Below are 22,868 nucleotides of genomic sequence, written 5' to 3' on the forward strand. Positions count from 1 at the left end.
GGTATCAAAAGGGAAGTGAGCTTCTATTGACGTCTGGAACACTCAGAAATGGCCGTGTGTCCGGAAGTTGCCGATAACTTTGCGGGATCGCCGCGCGCTTCAGCTTGAGCTCATAAACCCGCCGGGGGATGACTGGCGATGAATCTCGCGATTCTACACCGCTGGCGTCAGGAGGGAATGCCGGAAAACGTTGATCCAGTGCTGACGGGGCGTGTGGGATGACGACTGGCAGGATTATTCGACGCTTGGGCTGGCTCCCGGGCTCTTGGCTCGGCTATGGATACGACTGTTGAGTACCAGCGCCACGCTGCTCAGGATGATAAAGCTGTATCCCAGCGTGGATTGCAGGTTGGCCGGGCTCAGGCTGATGAGCGCACTGATCAACCCGCCACAGATGAAAATCACCGTACTGCCGGCCGACGCCGAAGTTCCCGCATTTTCAGGGAACAGGCCCATGGCTTTGGACGTGGCGGCCGGTCGGGCAATGGTGGTGCCGGCGGTACAGATGAGCATCGGTACCAGGACGGTGATCGGGGACAACGCAAAGTGGCTTGAGAGGTAAAGCATGATCAGGCCGGACAGCAGGATCAGGCTCAGCCCGCTGATGACTTGATGGCCGGGACTGAGACGTTTACCCAGCAGCGTCGCAACCATGCCGCCGATAATGTAGGCGCCGCCGTATGCCAGCAGGACCAGGGAGAAGTCATAGGCCGATAGCTGCAGTCGATCCATGAAAATCAGCGGCGAAATCACGATGAAGGAAAAATGGCAGGCGAAAGCAAAGGCTGAAATCAGCCAGTAGGACAGAAAGTCGACATCGCACAAGACCCGGCGGTAGGGCTGGAAGATATTCGATAGCGCCCTGGTTGCCGCAGGCCGAGTGTTTTCGAGAAAAAAACAGGCCTTGAGCAGTACTATTCCAGCCAGTGCGATAAACACCACAAAGCTGCCCTGCCAGCCCAGCGTGGCTTGCAGGAACGTGCCGGCCAACGGTGAGACCGAGATGAAAACGCCGGTGGCAGTCACCATCAGGATCCGCAACCGGTCACGCTCCTCGCCCTCGAACAGGTCCTGGATCAATGCTTGTGACAGCACGAAACACCCGCAGCCGAGTGCCTGAATCACACGGAACAACAGGAAGTGAACATAGTCCGTGGTCAGCATGCAGTCCACTGCACCCAGCATCGAGATGGTTATTCCAGCGAGCAACAGTCCTTTGCGCCCGATCACATCCGACAGCGGCCCGATCAGCAGTTGGGAGACCGCTATGCCGACGGCAAACAGACTGATCGACAGCGCAATGTCGGCGGGTGTGCTGCGAAAGTGTTCGGCGAGCGCCGGGAAAGAGGGCAGCAGGACATCCAGCGGGAACACGCCAAGCAGCACCATGGCCAACAACAGGCTGACCGCTCCCCGACGTTGTCCGGCGGTTACTGCGGATTGTCCTTCAGCCATCGATAAGCCCTGCCTTCATGAACAGTTGCTGGTTGGAGGGCAGGTCGAAGAAACCAGCCTTTTTTAACGCCTGAAGCGTTGCGCCAGCACCGGATCGCGCCCGTTGATGGGTGGCTTGGGGGCTGGTCAGTCCGCCAAGAATTTCCGTGATGGAGGTCTCGCCAAGACCCGCGCTGAGCAGGCTTTCGCGCATCCATCGCTCATCGGCTTCGAAGAACATCCGGATGATGTCCAGCAGCGCTTTGGCGACAAACGTGCGTTGAGGGCTGTTCAGCGTCAGCCACAGGTAATGGAACACTTCAGAGAAATAGCGACTATGGCGCGCCTCGTCCGCCAGATGATCCCTGAGCATTGCCTGGACGCTGGAAACCAGGTCGTTACGGCAGACATCGAGCAGTTCCTTGGCAATGATCGTCTCCGACACGAACCCGACGAGGAACCAGGCCAGCGCCCTGTATCTTTCCGGGGCGCCGTCAAGCAGGGCGTTCAATCGCATGATGCGGTGGGGCATGACCGGACGTCGGCTGATCCCGTAGAAACTGGCTACTTGCTCGGCAAGGCTGTTGGAAAACAGGGCGTGATAACCCTCGTCGGTATAAAGCTGAAGCGCGGCGGTCTTCATTCGTGCGGGAATGTGGACGTTCAGTTCATCATGGATGATGGTTTCCACGGAGCGGTTGACGATGCGGTGCTCAAGCAAGGTGGTGTAGTCGAGGAAGTACACCAGATGATTGGCCGACAACCGATGGATGACGGTTTGACCTGCTGCCTGGATGGCCGGGTGAGTCAGGTAAGCCAGGAAGCCTGGAGGAAACCAGTGGCGCGTTTCCAGTTGCTGTTCCAGGTCTGGTGGTAATAGATAGTCGTGTTCGCTGGTGCGCACTGACGCACGGGTATTCCAGTCGCCCAGGGTGTAACGAAGAGCCCAGGACACGGGCTGCTCCAACGGGGCAATGATGGGAGTGGTCATTGTTGCGGCTCCCGACTGCTCAGAAGATCTTTCAATTCCTTGCACATCACTTGTCCGTCGCTGTAGCCACAGCCGACAAAAAACAAAGGTTGTTCCGCGCTGTTCTCGATCCCCAGCAAGACCTCGACCTGATCATCGGCCAGCGCCCCCGTCAGCCAGGTGTTCAACCCCAGTGCAGTGGCCACCAGTTGGAATGTTTGAGAAATATGCCCTGCTTCCACGAAGGCCATTCGGTAGGCTCGCGAGTGTTCATATTTCCACCACAGCTTGTCGAACCGACTGGTGATGAACAGGCCCACGGGCAGGTTGTTGATGAAGTGCTGTCCACACAGCAACTGCCCCAGTGGTGAGTCAGGTGTCGGGTTGACGAAACTCAAGGCGTGGTCGGTGGGGTGATAGGCGTAGAGCCCGGGTTTCAGGCCGCTGACGTTGTGTACATGAAGAAAGCCTTCGCAGGCATTCAGCCCGCCACCGGATGGGCTGCTGCGCCGGGCATCGAGACCTTCGACAAGGGTTTCGTCGACATCGTTTTCGCGCTCATGCAAGTAGCCAAGGGACAGGTAAAGCAGCGTGCCGATAGCTTCCAGTGAAACTGCTGCGTCCGTGAAGGTGCGGCAGGTTTTTCGGCCGATCAGGACGTTGGCAAGAGACCCTTCCGGCAGGCAGGAAGGCTTTGGCAGGCCAATCAGCTCCCGCGCCTGGCGTTCTGTGGGCCGGTTGCTCGGCGCAGGAGCGGCCAGCACTTCGGTGCAGTGATCCAGGTAGTGTCTGGACCATTCATGAATATCCTGAGGAACATGTTCGCAGGGGATGTTTTTGGTACCGATATGGAATATCTTCGACAGTTCATCCCAGCCCCATTCAACAGTACCTTGTATTGATGTTGTCAGTATTCCTGCGTTCAGGAGTTGAGTGTCAACTATGTTGCTGGCGTTATAAAGTTCGGGGTTGTTGATAAGTTGCGTGAGTCTGCTTGAGTATTCAAGGCTTAGTTCAAATTGTTTGTGATTTTTGTAATCCCAGACTATTTGGCCGGGCGTGCGAGGAAGTATGAATAGATATGGGTTTATCTGCATGGTGGGCGGTTCGCTCTGGACGGGTGCCATAGAACACGCTGGGTAGCCGGCACTCCCCAGCGTCTCATTTACTTAGCGGGCTTTTGGTGCAACCAGAAAAGCCAGGTTGGCGATTTTGTTAGCTTCCAGAGTAATTGCTTTCATGTTGTTGACTCCTTGTCATTTGATAGTGAGTGTCACTTCGAGGTGACAACTCAATCATAGGCTTTAATGGGCTCTTATCAAGGGGAGATCAAGTAGGAATATTCCAGTAATTTTGTCGGAGCAGTCTTGGGGTTGGAGAAAGTTTGTAAGTTATATTCTTTCAAATCAAATGTGCAGGGAAACGTCCTGCAAGTTTGTAGGACTGCAAGAGTAAGACGATGGGGCGGGAGAGGAGATGTCGCAGCGTCAGAATGGCTGACGGAGAGCCTGTCGGCTCCCCGTCAAACCGGCGTACTCAGCTGTTTGGCAGCAGACGGCAGGTAATGCTCTTGATGTAGCGGGTTTCGGCAATGGCTGGGTGAACCGGGTGATCCGGGCCTTGTCCGCCGCGCTCCAGCATCTGGATGTTGCGGTCCAGGTGACGGGCGCTGGTCAGCAGGATGTTCTGCAAATCGTCTTCCGGCAGGTGCATCGAGCACGATGCGCTGACCAGGATGCCGTCCTTGCTGAGCAGGCGCATGGCTTGTTCGTTCAGGCGACGGTAGGCACCTTCACCGTTTTTCATATCTTTCTTGCGTTTGATGAATGCAGGAGGGTCGGCCACGATGACGTCGAAACGTTCTTCGCTGGCTTTCAGCTCTTTGAGGGCTTCGAACACGTCGCCTTCAATGCAGGTCATTTTTTCGGCGAAACCGTTCAGTGCGGCGTTGCGCTCGACGCCGTCGAGGGCGAAGGCCGACGCATCGACGCAGAACACTTCACTGGCGCCGAAGGCGGCCGCTTGCACGCCCCAGCCACCAATGTAGCTGTACAAGTCCAGTACGCGTTTGCCTTTGGCATAAGGTGCCAGACGCGCGCGGTTCATGCGGTGGTCATAGAACCAGCCGGTTTTCTGGCCCTGGATGACCGGCGCTTCGAACTTCACGCCGTTTTCTTCCAGCGCCACCCACTCCGGCACCAGGCCGAACACGGTTTCGACGTAACGGTTGAGGCCTTCGGCGTCACGGGCTGCGGAGTCGTTCTTGAACAGGATGCCGCTAGGCTTGAGTACTTGGGTCAGGGCCGCGATCACGTCATCTTTGTGAGCTTCCATGGTCGCCGAAGCGATCTGGGCCACCAGGATGTCGCCGAAACGGTCGACCACCAGGCCTGGCAGCAGGTCGGAGTCGCCATAGACCAGACGATAGAACGGCTTGTCGAACAGGCGATCGCGCAGCGACAGGGCGACGTTCAGGCGATGCACCAGCAGTGATTTGTCCAGCGGCAACTTGATGTCGCGCGACAGCAGGCGGGCGCAGATCAGATTGTTCGGGCTCATGGCAACGATGCCCAGCGGCTTGCCGCCGGCGGCTTCGAGGATCGCCTGATCGCCAGCCTTGAAGCCGTGCAATGGGGTGGCGGCTACATCGATTTCGTTGCTGTAGACCCACAGGTGACCGTTGCGCAGGCGTCGGTCGGCGTTGGCTTTGAGGCGCAGGCTAGGCAGGGACATGACGTCGCTCCGGAAAAAAGAGCGGGAGTATAGCGTGTTGAGGGAGTGGCGGGTTTGACGGACGATGAAACGCGCATGGCGCCATCGCGGGCCCGCACACATATGGATTGAGTTTGACTGGCTGTCGGATCGATCTTTTTAAGGGTTAGAATCCCCGCCTGACCCGGAGTGCGTACTTATGTCCCAAGAGCTGTCTTCTGAACAGATTCAACAGTCCCTGCAAGGCATCAGTGTGCCGGCCCAGCCGCAGATCATGGTGGATCTGCAGATGGAGCAATATATGCCCGACCCGGACCTGGAGGTGATCGCCAAGCTGATCTCCCAGGACCCTGGCCTTTCCGGCGCCTTGCTGAAAATCGTCAATTCGCCGTACTACGGCTTGAGTAACAAGATCACCGCGATCCAGCGTGCAGTAAACCTGTTGGGCAGTCGTTCGATCATCAACCTGATCAACGCGCAGTCGATCAAGGGTGAGCTGAACGACGAGACCATCGTCACCCTCAACCGTTTCTGGGACACGGCGCAGGACGTGGCGATGACCTGCCTGAGCCTGGCCAAGCGCGTCGGTGTCCAGGCCGGCGATGAAGCTTATGCGCTGGGCCTGTTCCACGATTGCGGCATTCCGCTGATGCTCAAGAAATTCCCCGATTACATGAAAGTGCTGGAACAGGCCTATGCCAACGCCAGCGCCGAATGCCGCGTGGTGGATACCGAGAACAAGCACTACAACACCAACCACGCCGTGGTCGGGTATTACACCGCCAAGTCCTGGCGTCTGCCGGAACATGTCACCCAGGCCATTGCCAACCATCACAATGCCCTGGCCATTTTCAGCGATGAGTCATGCCGCAATACGCCGCTGAAAAACCTGCTGGCAATCCTGAAGATGGCCGAGCACATTTGCGCCTCCTATCGGGTGTTGGGCAACCAGGCCGAAGACCACGAATGGAACAATGTCGGGCATCTGGTGCTCGATTACATCGGTCTATCAGAATACGATTTCGAAACCCAGAAACAAGAAATTCGCGACCTCGCCACACGTTGAGTGTCGAACCTCGCCTGATTCGAGAGCCCCATGCCAGAACTGCCGGAAGTCGAAACCACCCGCCGCGGAATTGCACCGCACCTGGAAGGCCAGCGCGTCAGCCGGGTGATCGTGCGTGAGCGCCGTCTGCGCTGGCCGATCCCCGAAGACCTGGATGTGCGGCTGTCGGGCCAGCGCATCGTGCTGGTGGAACGGCGGGCCAAGTATTTACTGATCAATGCCGAAGTCGGCACGTTGATCAGCCATTTGGGCATGTCGGGGAATCTGCGGCTGGTGGAAGCCGGCTTGCCGGCGGCCAAGCATGAGCATGTGGACATCGAGCTGGAATCGGGCCTGGCCCTGCGTTACACAGACCCGCGTCGGTTCGGGGCGATGCTCTGGAGTCTGGACCCGCTGAATCACGAACTGCTGGTTCGTCTGGGGCCGGAGCCGTTGACCGATCTGTTCGATGGCGAACGTCTGTTCCAGCTGTCCCGCGGGCGATCCATGGCGGTCAAGCCGTTCATCATGGACAACGCGGTGGTGGTTGGCGTCGGCAATATCTACGCGACCGAAGCGCTGTTTGCTGCCGGCATCGACCCGCGCCGCGAGGCCAAGAGCATTTCCCGGGGGCGTTATTTGAAGCTGGCGATCGAGATCAAGCGCATCCTGGCGCTCGCCATCGAACGGGGCGGCACCACGTTGCGGGACTTTATCGGCGGCGACGGCCAGCCGGGGTACTTCCAGCAGGAGCTGTTCGTATACGGCCGTGGTGGTGAACACTGCAAGGTCTGTGGCACGGGGCTGCGGGAAGTCAAACTCGGGCAGCGCGCCAGTGTCTTTTGTCCGCGCTGTCAGAGCTGATATCGGCTACGGTCTATAGTCAGTGTTCTCACTGCCTAGCCGAAGGACCGTGCCATGAATCTGTTTCGAACCTTTGTCGTCACGCTGCTGCTGAGCATCGCTGCGCCCACGCTGGCTACTGAGAACGGCAGCGGCGACCCGCGTTACACCATCCAGAATCCACCGGCCTACGCCATGCTTGGCGATCTGCTGATTGCCCGACCGTTGCTGGTGGTGGCGACAGTGATCGGTGCCGGGGCGTTTGTGGTGTCGCTGCCATTTACCGCGCTGGGCGGCGGCATTGGCGATGCAGGGCAGGCGCTGGTGGTCGACCCGGCGAAAGCGGCGTTTGTGCGGTGTCTGGGGTGCGTCGGGGAAGGGTTTGAGCAGCGGGAGTGAGGCATAAAAAAGATCGTCCGAAGGTTCGGGCCGCCTTCGGACGATCTTTCCAGGCTTTCAAGCCTTACCGGTAATCTTCCGGTACTTCTCCATCAACTGTTCTTCAGTTTCCGGATGGGCCTCGTCCAGTGGAATGCAATCCACAGGGCAGACCTGCTGGCACTGCGGTTCGTCGTAGTGGCCGACACATTGCGTGCACAGGTTCGGGTCGATCACGTAGATCTCTTCGCCCTGGGAAATGGCGGCGTTCGGGCACTCGGGTTCGCAGACGTCGCAGTTGATGCAATCGTCGGTGATGATCAGGGACATGCTAACTCCAGCCGGGGCGGCAGGCCCTGGCGCAATAAACCAATGCGCACAATTGTGCCGCATTGGCGCCCGCAGTGCACGCGGGCGCGATCAAGTGCAGCAGATCGCAGCCTTCGGCAGCGCCTACTTTTTGAAGCGTTCGGTGAGGGCATCGGCCACCACCGGGTGGACGAACTTGGTGATATCGCCGCCCAGGGCCGCGATTTCACGGACCAGTGTCGAGGAAATGAACGAATAACGCTCGGACGGGGTAAGAAACAGGCTTTCCACATCCGGTGCCAGTTGGCGGTTCATGTTGGCCAGCTGGAATTCGTATTCGAAGTCCGACACCGCGCGCAAACCACGCAGGAATACATTGGCGTTCTGCTCTTTGGCGAAATGCGCGAGCAGCGTCGAGAAGCCGACGACTTCAACGTTCGGCAAATGTTTGGTGACCTCGCGGGCCAGCTCCACCCGTTGTTCCAAGGGAAACAGCGGGTTTTTCTTCGGGCTGGCGGCGACGGCGATGATCACGTGATCGAACAGGCGCGAGGCGCGTTCGACCAGATCGCCATGGCCCTTGGTAATAGGGTCGAAGGTACCTGGGTACAACACTCGGTTCATCGCGTCGTCCTGGCGGGAGTCCGTTGGGGAGTCGGATGGTATCGCAGCCTTCCCGGTCGGCCAAGTCGCCTGTTGGGTAAGAAAGCACTATAGACGATGGGAATATTCCTCGTTTTCATGGGTTTTTCAAACGCTCGGCCAGTGAATTCGCCAGTTGTGCCGTCAGTCCGTAGACCGACAATTGTGGGTTTGCACCAATGCTGGTGGGAAATAGCGAGCCGTCGTGAATCGATAGATTGTGCAGTTGGTGATGTCGGCCGAGGCTATCGGTCACGGCGTTTTTCGGGTCTTCACCCATGGCACAACCGCCCATTACATGAGCACTGCCCAGGCGCGTGCGATACAGCTCAAGGCTCAATCCATCGATCAAGGCACGCGCTTCGGTGAGGGTTCTGACGTAACGGGCGTCGGCATGCATCGGCATCACGGCGTTGGCGCCACCGGCGAACTGGATCTCGGCCATGCTATGGAACGCCCGGCGCAACCCGTCCCAGGCATACGGTGAAACCTGATAGTCGAGCACCGGCGTGCCGTCACTGCGTAATTCGACACTGCCGCCGGAGCTGTCCGGGTGAAAGCCGTCTCGCAGCAATGCCAGCATGGCGTGGGTATGCGGAAGGTTTTCCATGTGCCGGGCGTTTTCCGTGCCGAAGCCACCGAGCAGGGTGGTGGCCAGCGCCGGGTGCAGCGGTGGGACCTCCAATTTGTAGGACATCTTGCCGGTGATGCCGTCCTGCCACTGGAAATGGTCGGAATAAATCGACTGCGGCGCGCCGTAGAACGGGTTGATCACCTCGTCGAACAGCCCGGCGGACATGTTGACCAAATGCAGGAACGTCCGTTTTCCCAGTCGCCCATGCGGATCCGGCGCCTCTGAACGCAATAGCAGCGCCGGGCTGTTGATTCCGCCGCCGGCCAGCACGTAATGCCGTGCCTTGACCGTGATTGTGCGTCCGGTAGGGGCAACGCAACGCTCATCCATCGCCACACAGTGCAGACCCGTGACCCTGGCGTCCTTGATCGACAACTTTTCAGCGCGTGCCAGATAGAGCAGCTCGCCACCTTTTTCCAGGGTCGCCGGGATGGTCGTGACCAGCATCGATTGTTTGGCGTTGGTCGGGCAACCCATGCCGCAGTAGCCGATGTTCCAGCAGCCGCGCACGTTGCGCGGGATCACATGCCAGGCGTAGCCGAGTTTTTCGCAGCCTTTGCGGATGACGTCGTTGTTGGCGTTGGGCGGCACTAGCCACGGGGCGACGCCCAGGCGTTGTTCCATTTTCTCGAACCAGGGCGCCATCTCGGCCGGTGTGTGGCCTACGACGTCATGTTCTTTGGCCCAGTGTTCGAGCGTCTGATCCGGGGTGCGAAAGCTCGAAGTCCAGTTGATCAGCGTGGTACCGCCCACCGCCCGGCCCTGGAGGATGGTGATCGCACCGTCCTTGCTCATGCGCCCGATGCCTTCCTGATAGAGGCTGGTGTAGGCCTGATCTTCGAGCATCTTGAAGTCGCTGCTGGTCTTGAGTGGGCCTTCTTCGATGAGCAAGACCTTGTAGCCTGCGGCGCTGAGGATTTCGGCGGTGGTTCCGCCGCCGGCACCGCTGCCGATGATCGCCACATCCGCTTCGAGGGTCAGGTCCTGGGGCAATTGCGAACCGTTATAGGTTTTCCAGCCACGGGCCAGGCCTTCGCGAAACGGATCGGGTACGGGCATGTTCGGGTTCTCTTGTTGTTATGTTTTGGGTGCGATGGTGAGGCGGCTTGCCCGCGAAAGGGACGCCACGGTTTCAGACCGTAGGCGGCCCCGGATACCCACAATGCGCCCAAGACTCCGCCCGGCTGTACCACGCCATCATCACCATTTGCAGCAACGAGCTATGGCCCATGCGCAGCAGGCTCAACGAGCTGTTTTCCCAACGGTCGAGAAAATGTCGGATGGCTTCGCTGCTGGCGTTTTCCCAGCTGCCCCAGATCCCGGTCAGTGGGCCGCGGGTGATGCTCATCCCCAGCGCATCGAACAATTGTCGGGTCAGCTTGAGCATTTCCGGCGACAGGTGATCGAGGCTGTAATCCAGGCTTTTGAGGGTGCCTTCGACGGCGGCCGGCATTTTCTCGACGGCCACGGCTCCGTCGAGCATCACCGGGATCAGTGCCCGCAGAAACAACAGGTCACCGCTGCGCAGAGTCGCGAAACCGCTGGCCGCTGTGCTCGACGAGCAGCCGCTGAGGCTCGCGCCGAATCCGGCTGTGGCCAGAAATGCGCTGGCGCCCAGGCTGAATTTAAGCAGGCCGCGCCGTGACAGCGCGGGTGTGTCGGACAGGCTTGGGCTCATTATTGTTATTACCCGGCGGTGTTGATCGTTAGCGGATAAACAGCTTCTGGATCAGTTTCTGAATGGATTTGCCGTACGGCGGATAGATCAGCTTCGCCGCGTTGAAACGCTGTTTGATCAGCACACCCTTGGCCTTGCTGAAGGTCAGGAAGCCCTCATGGCCGTGGTAGTGGCCCATGCCCGAGGCGCCGATGCCGCCGAACGGCATGTCGTCCTGGGCAACGTGCAGCAAGGTGTCATTGAGGCATACGCCGCCGGAATGGGTTTCGTGGAGAACGCGGTTTTGCTCGCGCTTGTCGTAGCCGAAGTAATACAGCGCCAGCGGACGAGGCCGTTGGTTGATGTAGGCAAATGCTTCATCGAGATCCTTGTAGGGGACGATCGGCAACAGCGGGCCGAAAATTTCGTCCTGCATCACCGTCATGTCGTCGCTGACGTTGAGCAGCAGGCTATGACCCATGCGTCGGCCCTGGCCCTGATCGAACAGCGGAATCAGCAGCGCGCCCTTGCTGGTAGCGTCGCTGAGGTAACCGTTGAGCCGCGCCAGTTGTCGGTCATTGATGATGGCGGTGTAGTCCGGATTGTCGGCCAGGGTCGGATAAAACCCGCGAATTGCCTGGCGATAGGCTTCGACGAAGGAGCCGACGCGGTCTTCCGGTACCAGCACGTAGTCCGGGGCGACACAGGTTTGCCCGGCGTTGAGGGTCTTGCCGAAAGCGATGCGTTCGGCGGCATCCTTGAGCGGCACATCGCGGGAAACGATGGCCGGGGACTTGCCGCCCAGTTCGAGGGTCACTGGAGTCAGGTTCTCGGCGGCTGCGCGCATCACGTGTTTGCCGATGCTGGTGGCGCCGGTGAACAGCAGGTGATCGAAGCGCAACCGGGAGAACGCCACGCCGATGTCGGCCTCGCCGAGCACCACGCAGACCAGGTCTTGAGGGAATATCCGCCCCAGCAATTCCTTGAGCAGCAAACCGGTGGCGGGGGTCGATTCGCTGAGTTTGAGCATCACCCGGTTACCCGCCGACAGCGCCCCCACCAGTGGCCCGATGGCCAGATACAACGGGTAGTTCCACGGCACGATCACCCCGACTACGCCCAGCGGTTGATAAACGACTTTGGCCGAGGCGGGTTGAAAGGCGATGCCGACTTTACGCCGCGAGGCCTTCATCCAGCCTTTGAGGTGTTGGCTGGCGTAGTGAATACCGTGCAGGCTGGGCATCAATTCGGCGAGCAGGGTTTCGTCGGCGCTACGGTGGCTGAAATCCTGGCTGATGGCGTCGATCAAGGCCTGGCGCTCATTGCTCAACAGGTCCCGCAATGCCTTTAGCCATTGTTGGCGCTGAGCTGCTGGCGGCATCGGGTTGCCTGTATACGCAGCGCGTTGAGCATCGAACAGGGTTTGGAGCTCGTCCAGAGGCTGCTGCAAGTTCTTCAGGTAGGCGATGTCAGCAGGCATGGTCGGCTCCGGATTTATTGTAATGAGGGGATTTTTAGAGTCAGTACTCTAAAAAGTCAAATGACATCCTGACGCAGCTTTGTTTTATCCACCCGCGGATAGGTCGTAAGATGCCCGTCACCGCACTCTGAATTAAAGCTCAAGCCATGGCCCCTCGGATCAAAACCAGCGAGCGCATCGTGCAGAACAGCCTGGAGCTGTTCAATCAGCAGGGCGAGCGCAGCATCAGCACCAACCACATTGCTGCCCACATGGAGATTTCTCCGGGCAACCTGTACTACCACTTCCCCAACAAGCAGGCGATCATCGCTGTGCTGTTCAGTGAGTACGAAAGCCTGGTGGACAGCTTCCTGCGCCCACCCCAGGGCCGCGCCGCGACGGTCGAAGACAAGCGCTTCTACCTCAAGGAATTGCTCGCCGCCATGTGGCGTTACCGTTTTTTGCATCGCGACCTCGAGCACTTGCTCGACAGCGATCCCGAGCTGGCCGCCCGTTACCGGCGCTTTTCCCAGCGCTGCCTGATCCAGGGCACCGCCATTTACGAAGGGTTCGTTGCCGCTGGCATCCTGAACATGGATAAGGTTCAGATCGAGTCCCTGACGCTGAACGCCTGGATCATCCTCACGTCGTGGGTGCGGTTTCTGTGCACCACGCGGGAAAACTCCAACCACTTGAGCGAACAGGCTATCAAGCGCGGCGTGTATCAGGTGTTGGTGCTTGAGGCCGGGTTCGTCACCGATCAATCGCGCGACGCGGTAAATGCGCTGTTCGACGAATTTTACGTGCCACTGGCCCAGGCGCTGGAAGAAGTGCATTAGGATTCAAGATCGACAACATCACAGGAGCCCGTTATGCCCATTGCGCAACTGATCAGCCCGCAAGCGTTGGACCTGAAAAAGGAGACCCCGGGGCTGGTGATTCTGGATTGTCGTTTTGCCCTCGAAGACCCGGATTATGGTCAGCGCAGTTATGCCGAAGGGCATATTGCCGGGTCGAGTTTTGCCGATCTCGAGCGTGATCTGAGCGGGGCGGTGGTCAAGGGGGTTACCGGGCGTCATCCGTTGCCTGAACCCGAAAAGCTGATCGAGCGCCTGCAAGCCTGGGGCATCAATGCCGACAGCGAAGTGGTTTTGTACGATGACGGTCCTGGCGCCTACGCGGCGCGGGCCTGGTGGTTGCTGGCCTGGCTGGGCAAGCGCGACGGTGTGTTCATTCTCGATGGCGGGCTGAAAGCCTGGCATGCCGCCGGATTACCCCTGAGTCTTGATCCGCCGTCGATCAATCGCGGCACCTTCACCGGGACGCCGGATGCTTCGCTGGTGCTCAGCTCCAAACAGCTCCAGAAACGTCTCGGCCAGCCCGCGTTGACCTTGCTCGACGCCCGCGCCATGCCGCGCTTCAAGGGCGAAGTGGAACCGATCGATCCGATTGCCGGGCACATCCCCGGCGCACAATGCGCCGCGTTCACCGAAAACCTGGGCAGCGACGGACGTTTTCTGCCCGCCGATCAGCTCAAGCAGCGGTTTGCCGCGAAGCTCGGTGATCGTTCGCCGACGGAGCTGGTCGCGTATTGCGGTTCCGGCGTGACGGCCTGCCACAACCTGTTCGCCCTTTGCCTGGCGGGTTATCCATTGGGGGCGTTGTATGCCGGTTCGTGGAGTGAGTGGATCAACGACCCTGCACGAGGCGTCGCCACCGGCGAGTAAGCGCAGAGCAGATGTGGGAGCGGGCCTGCTCCCACATTTGGATCTTCGTTGTCATCTATGGTCGGGCAATTGCCGCGCGCTGCGATACGCCCCCGGTCCAACGCCATAAACCTGCTTGAATTGCCGGCTCAGATGGCTCTGGTCGGCAAAACCCAGTTGCGTCGCGACTTCCAGCGGCAGACAGCCGTCCTGTAACAACGCCCGTGCCCGAGCGATACGCTGCTGCATCAGCCAGGCGTGCGGCGGCATGCCGGTGGTGCGGCGGAACACCCGGGCGAAGTGGAAAGGGGACAGGTTCACCGTCGCCGCCAGTTCTTCCAGCGAGGGCGGCGCCGCCAATTGCGATTGCAGCCGTTCTTTGGCCAAGGTCACCGCACGGTGTTCCTTGCCGGGTTTGCCGGCGATCGGGACGGCTGCGTGGCGTTGCAACAGCGACAGCATCATTTCCCGCCAGACCGTTTGCTGCTGCAGGGCCGTGGACGGACTTTCCAGCAGTCGATGCAGTTGGCAGAACCCCCTCACCAGATCCGGGTCGCGGTACAGCGTGGCGCCAAACACCGGCAAGGTGTCGCTCGGCAGTTCAAGCTCTTCCAGCAGCGAGAGAATTTGCCCGCTGTCGGGATAAAACGCCCGGTACAACCAACCGTCTTCCGTACCTTTGTGGCCGGTGTGCAGTTCGTCCGGATTGATCAGCACCAGCGTGCCGCTGCCCGCCAGATGCTCGGCACCGCGATAGCGATAACGCTGGGCGCCGGCCATGATCATGCCGATCACATAGCCGTCATGCACATGCGGGGCGAAACGGTGTTCGATGTAGCGCGCAGACAACAACTCGACCCCGGCCAGCGGTGCCGTTTGCCAGAAGTGGATCGACTCGCCCTGATCGACTTCCACTGGTTACTTGCGTCCTGTGGCGGCCAGCCATTGGGGAATGCGCCGTTCCAGGTAGTAACCCGGTTGCCTGAACGAACCCTCGACGAAACCGACATGCCCGCCCTTGGCCTGCAGCTCGAATTGAGTGCTGGCGGACAATTCGTCGGCTTGCGGCAGGCTATGCGGAAACACAAACGGATCGTCAGCCGCCTGGATAATCAGGGTCGGCGTGCGAATCTCTCCAAGGAAATAACGACTCGAAGCGCGACGATAGTAATCCGCGGCATCGGCGAAACCATTGAGCGGTGCGGTGACCCGGCCGTCGAAATCCCAGAAGGTACGCAAGTTCTCCAAAGAGCCCAGCGCCTCCAATGCCGCCAGGCCATCCTCATGTCCCTCATGCTGGAATCTGCGTTGCTTGTTCTTGATGTAGGCGACCATCTCTCGCATGAAATGCGCTTGGTAGAACTGGGAAAAACCCTGGCTGATACGATCGGCACAGTGATCGAGGCGAAACGGCACCGACACTGCCACCGCACCGAGTACACCGCTGTTGCTGCCGGTTTCACCCAGATGCTTGAGCAACACGTTACCGCCCATGGAATAACCGACCGCATACAGCGGCGCGAGGGGGCGTTGGGTGCGCAGGTGCCTGATGGTTTCGGCCAAGTCTTCACTGGCCCCGGAATGGTAGCTGCGCGGCAACAGATTGGGCTCGCCGGAGCAGCCTCGCCAGTTCAACGCGACGCTGGCCCAACCCTGGGCACCCAACGCTTTCTGCATGCCGGCCACATAAGGCGAATTCGACGAGCCGGTCAGGCCGTGCAGTACCAGCACCAACGGTGCATTCGCGCTGTGTGGGCCGTGCCAGTCCAGGTCAAGGAAATCGCCATCTTCAAGCCACAATCGCTCGCGCTCACGCTCGATATGTGTGGTTTTGCGCCATAGCGGTCCCCACAAGGTTTGTAAGTGCGGATTACCCAGGCCGTAGGCGGGCGTGAAGGCAGGGGTGAAACGTTCTGGCAGATGGGACACGATTGCTCTCGATGCTGCGGCGCGTACCCGCAGCGTTAGCTGACTGAGCTTCGCACCGTTTTCTCAGGCCGGACTAGCCGGCGATCCCTGCCATACGTTGCCACAACGCGTAGTACACACGTCCCGATTTTTGCTCCCGATGCAGGCGCCAATTTTCTGGCAAACCCAATATCGACGGTGCGCTTTCGCTTTCAGTGTAGACCCACGCATCGTCGGCCAGCCAATGACGTTCTTCGAGCAGAGTGCAAACCACAGGCAACAGATTCTGATTGAACGGCGGGTCGAGGAACACCAGGTCGAACGCCGTGGCCGGTTGGGTTTCCAGATAGCGCAAGGCGTCGGCAGTCTGTACCTGGCCGTTGGTGCAGCGCAGGGTGCCCAGATGTTCTTTCAGGCTGGACACCGCGATGTTGCTGGCGTCCAGCGCCTGGCCCATGGCGGCGCCACGGGACAAGGCTTCCAGGAACAGCGCGCCGCTGCCGGCAAACGGATCGAGTACCTTGGCCCCGGCGACGTAAGGCGCGAGCCAGTTGAACAGGGTTTCCCGCACCCGGTCCGGCGTCGGGCGCAGGCCCGGAGCATCCGGGAAGCTCAGCTTTCGGCTGCGCCATTCGCCACCGATGATGCGCAGTTGGTTCACACCGTTATGCACGTTATGGACAGGTTTTTTTGGGCGAGTGGCCATTAATGCTCCGGAACCCCGAGCGGCTGCTCGGCAGGTTTGTCAGTAGGGGCCGGCAACGGCTTTTGTGGCACGGTCGGGCCAGCGCTGACGATGACCAGTTTATCCGTGCTCAGGTGTTTGTTCAGTGCGGCTTTGACTTGCTCGACGGTCAGGCTCTGGGACTGTTGCATGAAGTCTTCCAGGTAGCTCAGCGGCAAGTTGTAAAAGCCCATGGCGCCGAGCTGACCGACGATATCGGCGTTGCTGGCGGTGGACAGCGGGAAGCTGCCGGCCAGTTCACGCTTGGCGTCGTCGAGTTCTTTCTCGGTGGGGCCGGTCTTAAGGTAGTCGGCGAGCACATCCTGCACCAGTTTCAGGGTGCCTTCGCTCATTTCGGCGCGGGTTTGCAGGTTGATCATGAACGGGCCGCGAGCCTGCATCGGGCTGAAACCCGAATACACGCCATACGACAAGCCACGCTTCTCGCGCACTTCGCTCATCAGCCGGGTGCCGAAACCGCCGCCGCCAAGAATCTGGTTGCCCATGGACAGCGCTGCGTAATCCGGATCGTCACGGTCGATACCCAGTTGCGCGATCATCAGGTTGGTCTGTTTGGACGGAAACTCAATGTGGCCGATGCTGGGCTTGGGGTCGGTCGGTTGTTCGATTTTCGCCAGGGCCGGGCCTTTGGGCAGGTCGGCGGACACTTGTGCGGCAACTGCCTCTGCCTCGGCACGCGACAGGTCGCCTACCAGCGCAATCACCACGTTGCCGGCGGCGTAGGCTTTCTGATGGAAGGCTCGCAACTGCGCCAGGGTAATCGGGGGAATACTCTTGGCTGTGCCGTCGCTGGAGTGAGCGTACGGATGATCGCCGTACAAACGGTTCATCAGCTCCAGGCTGGCGAGTTTGCCGGGGTTCTGTTTCTGGTATTCGAAGCCGGCGAGCATCTGGTTCTTGATGCGCGCAAACGAGTCGGCGGGGAAGGTCGGCTTGCCGACGACTTCAGCGAACAGCTTCAAGGCAGGCTCGCGTTTGTCCACGGCACTGAGGCTGCGCAGGGAGGCAAGCGCCATGTCCTTGTACGCGCCGTTGCTGAAGTCGGCGCCCAATCCTTCGAAGCCCTGAGCGATGGCGCCGACATCTTTGCCGGCCACACCTTCGTTGAGCATGGCGTTGGTCAGCAATGCCAGGCCGGGTGCATCACCGTCCTGGCTGCTGCCGGCGGCGAAGATCAGGCGCATGTCGAACATCGGCAGTTCACGGGCTTCAACGAACAATACCTTGGCGCCTTCGGCGGTATTCCAGGTCTGCACGTTCAGCGAGCGATGGCTTGGGGCCTTGCCGTCGAGTTCGGCCAGCGATTGCAGCTTTTGGCTGGACTTGGCCTTGTCGAGGGCTTCGCTGGCGTTGGACTCGTCGGGTTTTGACAGATAGAAGGCGGCAGACCCGATCAGTGCAACAGCGATCAGGCCGATCAGGGCCAGACGCGACTTTTTACGCTCACTCATGAGTCGTCTCCTGTGGCAGTACATGGGCGACGCTGAGACGTTCGCGGGTGAAATACAGCTTGGCGGCCTTCTGGATATCTTGCGGGGTCACGCTTTCCAGGTCGGCGAGTTCGGTGTCCATCAGTTTCCAGGACAGGCCGACGGTTTCCAACTGACCGATGGCGGTGGCCTGGCTGGTGATCGAGTCACGCTCAAAAACCAGGCCGGCAATGACCTGCGCTCGTACCCGCTCCAGTTCTTCAGCGGATGGCGCGGTGGTTTTCAGTTGTTCGAGCAGTTTCCACAGGCCGGCTTCGGCCTGGGCCATGGTTTTATTTTTCTGGGTGTTCGGCGAAGCCGACAAGGTGAACAGGCTGTCGCCACGGGTATAGGCGTCGTAGCTCGACGACCCGCCGGACACCAGCTCTTCGCCGCGTTCCAGTTGCGTCGGGATGCGGCCGCTGTAGCCGCCGTCAAGCAGGGCGGAAATCAAGCGCAGGGCGTTCACCGAGCGTTTGTCTTCGGCGGTGGCAATGCTCGGCACGTTGAAGGCCAGCATCAGGCTCGGCAATTGGGTCTGCACATGCAGGGTGATCTTGCGTTCGCCGGGCTCAGCCAGCTCCAGCGGGATTTTCGCCGGTGGCACGTCGCGCTTGGCGATCGGGCCGAAGTAACGCTGGGCCAGGGTTTTGACTTCGTCCGGGGTCACATCGCCGACCACCACCAGAGTGGCGTTGTTCGGCACATACCAGGACTGGTACCAATGGCGCAGTTCTTCGACTTTCATGCGGTCGAGGTCGGCCATCCAGCCGATGGTCGGCGTGTGGTAACCGCTGGCGGGGTAGGCCATGGCCATGAAACGTTCGTAGGCCTTGGACATCGGCTTGTCGTCGGTGCGCAGGCGACGCTCTTCTTTGATCACCTCGATTTCGCGGGTGAACTCGTCGGCCGGCAGGCGCAGGTTGGCCATGCGGTCGGCTTCCAGTTCGAAGGCCACGCCCAGACGGTCGCGGGCCAGCACCTGGTAATACGCGGTGAAGTCGTCGCTGGTGAAGGCGTTCTCCTCGGCGCCGAGGTCACGCAGGATCAGCGAGGCTTCGCCGGGGCCGACTTTCTCGCTGCCCTTGAACATCATGTGTTCCAGCGCGTGGGACAACCCGGTCTGGCCCGGGGTCTCGTAGCTGGAGCCGACCTTGTACCAGATCTGGGAAACGACGACCGGCGCACGATGGTCTTCGCGCACGACAACCTTCAGGCCGTTGTCGAGGGTGAATTCGTGGGTCGGTTGTGGATCGGCAGCCAGGGCCGAGAGGGGCAGACAAACTGTGCTGAGCAGCAGGCCTGCAGCGCGGCGGGCTAGAGCATTCATTCGTTTTTAAACCTGTTGGGCTGCCCGCTTGGTCTTAGCGTCGGCGGGCGAGAGGGTGCTAGGATACTGATCCGTTTTACTGGCGGCCACGCCTATCAAGCCTTTGATCGGCTTGCAGGTTGTATGGGTTACCGGCAGAAGCTTTGAGTTTGTCAGCTAAACTCTGCGTTTTCGCCGACGATGCCGTTCCAGTCCTTCGTATTAGTCGACCTTTGAGGCGCCGTTGGCTCCTCGACAAAATGTTGCGCGTGAACAAGCTGGATGAATCGCAGTCTGTTCAGCATCGAATTATTTATTTGCCGAGGCGCCTTTTGGCGCGTCGCTACCGTGAGATAGCCGTCCTCCATGTTTGGTTCCAACGACGACAAGAAGACCCCAGCTGCGGCTGGTGAGAAGAAAAGCCTGTTCGGATGGCTGCGCAAAAAGCCGCAGGAACCCGTTGTCGAACAGCCACAGCCACTTTCTGAGCCAACCCCGGCACCGGTTATAGAGCAAAAGCCTGCGCCGATTGCCGAGCCGGTGCTGCAACCTGCGGCCGCGCTCGTACCTGAAACCGAAGTCGCGGCCCCATTGCCGCTGACGCCAGTTGCCACGCCGTGGCTGACTTTGCCGGTAGCGGAAGAGCCGGTGGCGTTGGTTGAAGATGAGCAAGCGCCGCACATCACGCCACCGATTCCGGCCCCGACTGCGTTTGCTCCGGAGCCGGTTCGGGCGCCAGTGGTTGAGCCGACAGTCGTTGCACCGGCAGCCGTTGCGCCCGTGTTCGTGGCCGAACCTGCTCCAGTGGTTCCAGAGCCGGCAGTGCCAGCATTTGTTGCTCCGGTTGCTCCAGCGCCTGCACCCGTCATCGCTCCTGTTGCCGCCACACCGGTTGCGCCCCTCGAAACTCCAGTCGAGCCTGTGCGTACCGAAGAGACCAAAGCCGGTTTCTTCGCCCGTCTCAAGCAAGGCCTGTCCAAGACCAGTGCCAGCATTGGCGAGGGCATGGCCAGCCTGTTCCTCGGCAAGAAAACCATTGATGACGAACTGCTCGAAGACATCGAAACCCGTCTGCTGACCGCCGATGTCGGCGTCGAAGCGACGTCGGTGATCATTCAGCGCCTGACTCAGAAAGTCGCCCGCAAGGAGCTGGCCGATGCCGACGCGCTGTACAAATCCCTGCAAGCCGAATTGGCAGCGATGCTCAAACCGGTCGAGCAGCCGCTGAAAATCACCTCGCAGAACAAGCCGTTCGTGATTCTGGTGGTCGGCGTCAACGGTGCCGGCAAAACCACCACCATCGGCAAGCTGGCGAAGAAGCTGCAACTGGAAGGCAAGAAAGTCATGCTCGCCGCCGGTGACACCTTCCGCGCCGCAGCGGTCGAGCAACTGCAGGTCTGGGGCGAGCGCAACAAGATTCCGGTGATCGCCCAGCACACCGGCGCCGACTCGGCTTCGGTAATTTTCGACGCTGTGCAGGCCGCCAAGGCCCGTGGCATTGATGTGTTGATCGCCGACACCGCCGGTCGCCTGCACACCAAAGACAATTTGATGGAAGAGTTGAAGAAGGTTCGCCGAGTGATCGGCAAGCTCGATGCCGACGCGCCTCATGAGGTGCTGTTGGTGCTCGACGCCGGTACCGGCCAGAACGCCATCAACCAGGCCAAGCAATTCAACCAGACCGTCGAATTGACCGGCCTGGCGCTGACCAAGCTCGACGGCACCGCCAAGGGTGGGGTGATTTTCGCCCTGGCCAAGCAGTTTGGCTTGCCGATCCGTTACATCGGCGTTGGTGAAGGCATCGACGATTTGCGTACTTTTGAAGCAGAACCCTTTGTCCAGGCATTGTTTGCCGAGCGGGAGCGTTCATGATTCGTTTCGAACAGGTCGGTAAACGCTACCCGAACGGTCACGTCGGCTTGCATGAGCTGAGCTTTCGAGTCCGTCGGGGCGAATTCTTGTTTGTCACCGGCCATTCCGGCGCCGGTAAAAGCACCTTGTTGCGGCTGTTGCTGGCCATGGAACGTCCGACCACCGGCAAATTGCTGCTGGCCGGGCAAGACCTGAGCACCATCAGCAACGCACAGATTCCGTTCCTGCGCCGACAGATCGGCGTGGTGTTCCAGAACCACCAGTTGCTGTTCGATCGCACGGTGTTCAATAACGTCGCGTTGCCGTTGCAGATCCTTGGCCTGTCCAAGGCCGAGGTCGTCAAGCGCGTGGACTCGGCCCTGGAGCGCGTGGCGCTCTCGGACAAAACCGATCTCTACCCTGGCGACCTGTCTACCGGCCAGCAGCAGCGCGTCGGCATCGCTCGCGCCATCGTTCACCGCCCGGCCTTGCTGCTGGCGGATGAACCGACCGGTAACCTCGACCCGCGTCTGGCGGCAGAAATCATGGGCGTGTTCGAAGATATCAACCGTCTGGGCACCAGCGTGCTGATCGCCAGTCACGACCTGGCGCTGATTGCCCGCATGCGTCATCGCATGCTGACCCTGCAGCGTGGCCGATTGATCGGCGACGGGGAGGCCGGCGTATGAGTGCGACACGTAGCCCCAAGGTTTCCGAGCGTGTGGCCCCGAAGGCCGCCGACCCGCAACCACAGCAGAAGAAAAAACGCGACGATGACGATGGCCCGGATTTCGCCACGCTGTTCCGCGCCTGGATCGAAAGTCATCGCGCCAGTTTGCTGGACAGCTTGCGTCGCTTGGGCAAGCACCCGATCGGCAGCTTTTTCACCTGCATGGTGATGGCGGTGGCCCTGAGCTTGCCGATGGGGCTGTCACTTTTGCTGAATAACGTCGAGCGTCTCGGTGGCTCCTGGCAGCGTGCGGCGCAGATTTCCCTGTATCTGCAACTTGAGGCCAGCCCTGCCGAGGGTGAGTCGTTGCGTGAGCAGATCAAAGGCATGCCGGGCGTAGCGGATGCCGAATACGTGGGTCGCGATCAGGCGCTGGAAGAATTCCAGCAGCAGTCCGGTCTGGGCGAAGCCCTTAAGGAACTGCCGGAAAACCCGCTCCCAGGCGTGGTCCTGGTGACTCCGAAAGAGGTCGACAAGCCTGCGCTTGAAGCATTACGACAAAAACTTTCCGAGTTGCCGAAGGTACAACAGGCGCAACTTGATCTAGTCTGGGTCGAGCGTCTGGCGGCCATCCTCAAGCTGGGCGACCGTTTTGTCTTCGGTCTGACCGTGCTTTTGGTTTCTGCATTACTTTTGGTGATAGGCAATACCATTCGTCTTCATATTGAAAACCGCCGCACAGAGATAGAAGTGATTAAACTCGTCGGCGGCACGGACAGTTATGTGCGCAGGCCCTTTCTGTACATGGGCGCGCTATATGGCTTCGGTGCGGGGATTCTTTCCTGGGGCGTATTGGCGTTCGGCCTGAACTGGCTGAACGACGCGGTGGTTGGACTGGCCGGTTTGTACGGCAGTGATTTTGCGCTGGCCGGAGTGCCAGTTGCCGACGGTCTGTCGCTCTTGCTTGGCGCGGTGCTGTTGGGGTATATCGGTGCATGGATTGCAGTCGCACGCCACCTGCGGGAGCTTGCGCCAAAGTAATATCATTTTGCTCGTATTGACCTTTCAGCGTTTATGGGAACTTGTTTTTTGGTTTCCGGTCAATTTTCGCAGTGCTGAACTGCACG

22 protein-coding genes are annotated in these 22,868 nt (G+C 59.8%); 8 read left to right on the forward strand and 14 right to left on the reverse strand.

Annotated elements, in window-relative coordinates; genetic code table 11:
* Positions 1-234: 234 nt before the first annotated feature.
* From ACEN8R_RS25895 to ACEN8R_RS25910, 4 genes are all read right to left on the reverse strand, one after another.
* Positions 235-1,455 carry an MFS transporter gene (locus tag ACEN8R_RS25895; RefSeq protein ID WP_495624446.1) on the reverse strand — a complete coding sequence of 407 codons (1,221 nt, stop codon included), beginning with the start codon at positions 1,453-1,455 and terminating at the stop codon, positions 235-237.
* Complete coding sequence (locus tag ACEN8R_RS25900; RefSeq protein WP_018928676.1) at positions 1,448-2,425, reverse strand: diiron oxygenase; 978 nt, start codon at positions 2,423-2,425, stop codon at positions 1,448-1,450. The genes ACEN8R_RS25895 and ACEN8R_RS25900 overlap by 8 nt, the downstream gene beginning before the upstream one ends.
* Complete coding sequence (locus tag ACEN8R_RS25905) at positions 2,422-3,501, reverse strand: SagB family peptide dehydrogenase (protein ID WP_026286614.1); 1,080 nt, start codon at positions 3,499-3,501, stop codon at positions 2,422-2,424. The genes ACEN8R_RS25900 and ACEN8R_RS25905 overlap by 4 nt, the downstream gene beginning before the upstream one ends.
* Positions 3,502-3,940: 439 nt before the next feature.
* A complete protein-coding gene (locus ACEN8R_RS25910) occupies positions 3,941-5,137 on the reverse strand; it encodes a class I SAM-dependent rRNA methyltransferase (RefSeq protein ID WP_018928678.1) in 1,197 nt (398 codons plus the stop codon).
* 232 nt (positions 5,138-5,369) lie between these two features.
* Between ACEN8R_RS25910 and ACEN8R_RS25915 the strand changes: the two genes are divergently transcribed.
* The 3 genes from ACEN8R_RS25915 to ACEN8R_RS25925 are packed head-to-tail and all read left to right on the forward strand — an operon-like array spanning position 5,370 to position 7,403.
* Positions 5,370-6,182, forward strand: coding sequence for an HDOD domain-containing protein (locus tag ACEN8R_RS25915; RefSeq protein ID WP_167331192.1), 813 nt, complete (start codon positions 5,370-5,372; stop codon positions 6,180-6,182).
* A 30-nt stretch (positions 6,183-6,212) separates the two neighbouring features.
* The gene (mutM, locus tag ACEN8R_RS25920; protein ID WP_018928680.1) at positions 6,213-7,025 is read left to right on the forward strand and encodes a bifunctional DNA-formamidopyrimidine glycosylase/DNA-(apurinic or apyrimidinic site) lyase; all 813 of its coding nucleotides are present in this window, start codon (positions 6,213-6,215) and stop codon (positions 7,023-7,025) included.
* A gap of 54 nt (positions 7,026-7,079) precedes the next feature.
* Complete coding sequence (locus ACEN8R_RS25925; RefSeq protein WP_018928681.1) at positions 7,080-7,403, forward strand: multidrug transporter; 324 nt, start codon at positions 7,080-7,082, stop codon at positions 7,401-7,403.
* Between the two features lie 57 nt (positions 7,404-7,460).
* Here ACEN8R_RS25925 and ACEN8R_RS25930 read toward each other — a convergent pair whose 3' ends face one another.
* From ACEN8R_RS25930 to ACEN8R_RS25950, 5 genes are all read right to left on the reverse strand, one after another.
* Entirely contained in the window at positions 7,461-7,712 is a 252-nt protein-coding gene (locus tag ACEN8R_RS25930) for a YfhL family 4Fe-4S dicluster ferredoxin (RefSeq protein ID WP_003195146.1), read from the reverse strand.
* A 123-nt stretch (positions 7,713-7,835) separates the two neighbouring features.
* On the reverse strand, positions 7,836-8,315 hold the full coding sequence (gene coaD / locus ACEN8R_RS25935; RefSeq protein WP_007939322.1) for a pantetheine-phosphate adenylyltransferase: 480 nt from the start codon (positions 8,313-8,315) through the stop codon (positions 7,836-7,838).
* A 115-nt stretch (positions 8,316-8,430) separates the two neighbouring features.
* Entirely contained in the window at positions 8,431-10,026 is a 1,596-nt protein-coding gene (locus ACEN8R_RS25940) for a GMC family oxidoreductase (RefSeq protein WP_018928682.1), read from the reverse strand.
* Between the two features lie 73 nt (positions 10,027-10,099).
* Positions 10,100-10,645, reverse strand: a complete 546-nt coding sequence (locus tag ACEN8R_RS25945) for a twin-arginine translocation pathway signal protein (RefSeq protein WP_477743620.1) — start codon at positions 10,643-10,645, stop codon at positions 10,100-10,102.
* A gap of 28 nt (positions 10,646-10,673) precedes the next feature.
* A complete protein-coding gene (locus ACEN8R_RS25950; RefSeq protein ID WP_018928684.1) occupies positions 10,674-12,104 on the reverse strand; it encodes a coniferyl aldehyde dehydrogenase in 1,431 nt (476 codons plus the stop codon).
* Between the two features lie 146 nt (positions 12,105-12,250).
* Here ACEN8R_RS25950 and ACEN8R_RS25955 point away from each other — a divergent pair, with 146 nt between their 5' ends.
* Positions 12,251-12,922, forward strand: a complete 672-nt coding sequence (locus ACEN8R_RS25955) for a TetR/AcrR family transcriptional regulator (RefSeq protein WP_018928685.1) — start codon at positions 12,251-12,253, stop codon at positions 12,920-12,922.
* Positions 12,923-12,955: 33 nt separating this feature from the next.
* The gene (locus ACEN8R_RS25960) at positions 12,956-13,810 is read left to right on the forward strand and encodes a sulfurtransferase (protein ID WP_018928686.1); all 855 of its coding nucleotides are present in this window, start codon (positions 12,956-12,958) and stop codon (positions 13,808-13,810) included.
* Between the two features lie 51 nt (positions 13,811-13,861).
* Here ACEN8R_RS25960 and ACEN8R_RS25965 read toward each other — a convergent pair whose 3' ends face one another.
* The 5 genes from ACEN8R_RS25965 to ACEN8R_RS25985 form a co-directional block, all read right to left on the reverse strand.
* Entirely contained in the window at positions 13,862-14,704 is an 843-nt protein-coding gene (locus tag ACEN8R_RS25965) for an AraC family transcriptional regulator (RefSeq protein ID WP_018928687.1), read from the reverse strand.
* A gap of 3 nt (positions 14,705-14,707) precedes the next feature.
* Positions 14,708-15,718, reverse strand: a complete 1,011-nt coding sequence (locus ACEN8R_RS25970) for a hydrolase (RefSeq protein ID WP_018928688.1) — start codon at positions 15,716-15,718, stop codon at positions 14,708-14,710.
* A 73-nt stretch (positions 15,719-15,791) separates the two neighbouring features.
* On the reverse strand, positions 15,792-16,403 hold the full coding sequence (gene rsmD / locus ACEN8R_RS25975) for a 16S rRNA (guanine(966)-N(2))-methyltransferase RsmD (protein WP_018928689.1): 612 nt from the start codon (positions 16,401-16,403) through the stop codon (positions 15,792-15,794).
* Positions 16,403-17,893, reverse strand: a complete 1,491-nt coding sequence (locus tag ACEN8R_RS25980; protein WP_018928690.1) for a M16 family metallopeptidase — start codon at positions 17,891-17,893, stop codon at positions 16,403-16,405. Before ACEN8R_RS25980 ends, rsmD begins: the two co-directional genes overlap by 1 nt.
* Positions 17,886-19,241: a M16 family metallopeptidase gene (locus ACEN8R_RS25985; protein WP_018928691.1), complete on the reverse strand. Its 1,356-nt coding sequence runs from the start codon at positions 19,239-19,241 to the stop codon at positions 17,886-17,888. Before ACEN8R_RS25985 ends, ACEN8R_RS25980 begins: the two co-directional genes overlap by 8 nt.
* Positions 19,242-19,586: 345 nt before the next feature.
* On the opposite strand from ACEN8R_RS25985, the gene ftsY reads away from it, so the two are divergent.
* The 3 genes from ftsY to ftsX are packed head-to-tail and all read left to right on the forward strand — an operon-like array spanning position 19,587 to position 22,782.
* Positions 19,587-21,092 (forward strand): signal recognition particle-docking protein FtsY, encoded by a 1,506-nt coding sequence (gene ftsY / locus ACEN8R_RS25990; protein WP_018928693.1) that lies wholly within the window; start codon positions 19,587-19,589, stop codon positions 21,090-21,092.
* On the forward strand, positions 21,089-21,760 hold the full coding sequence (ftsE, locus tag ACEN8R_RS25995; protein WP_018928694.1) for a cell division ATP-binding protein FtsE: 672 nt from the start codon (positions 21,089-21,091) through the stop codon (positions 21,758-21,760). Before ftsY ends, ftsE begins: the two co-directional genes overlap by 4 nt.
* Positions 21,757-22,782 carry a permease-like cell division protein FtsX gene (gene ftsX / locus ACEN8R_RS26000; RefSeq protein WP_018928695.1) on the forward strand — a complete coding sequence of 342 codons (1,026 nt, stop codon included), beginning with the start codon at positions 21,757-21,759 and terminating at the stop codon, positions 22,780-22,782. Before ftsE ends, ftsX begins: the two co-directional genes overlap by 4 nt.
* The last annotated feature ends 86 nt before the right edge of the window (positions 22,783-22,868 follow it).

It is taken from the genome of Pseudomonas sp. Pseusp15, from assembly GCF_059492165.1.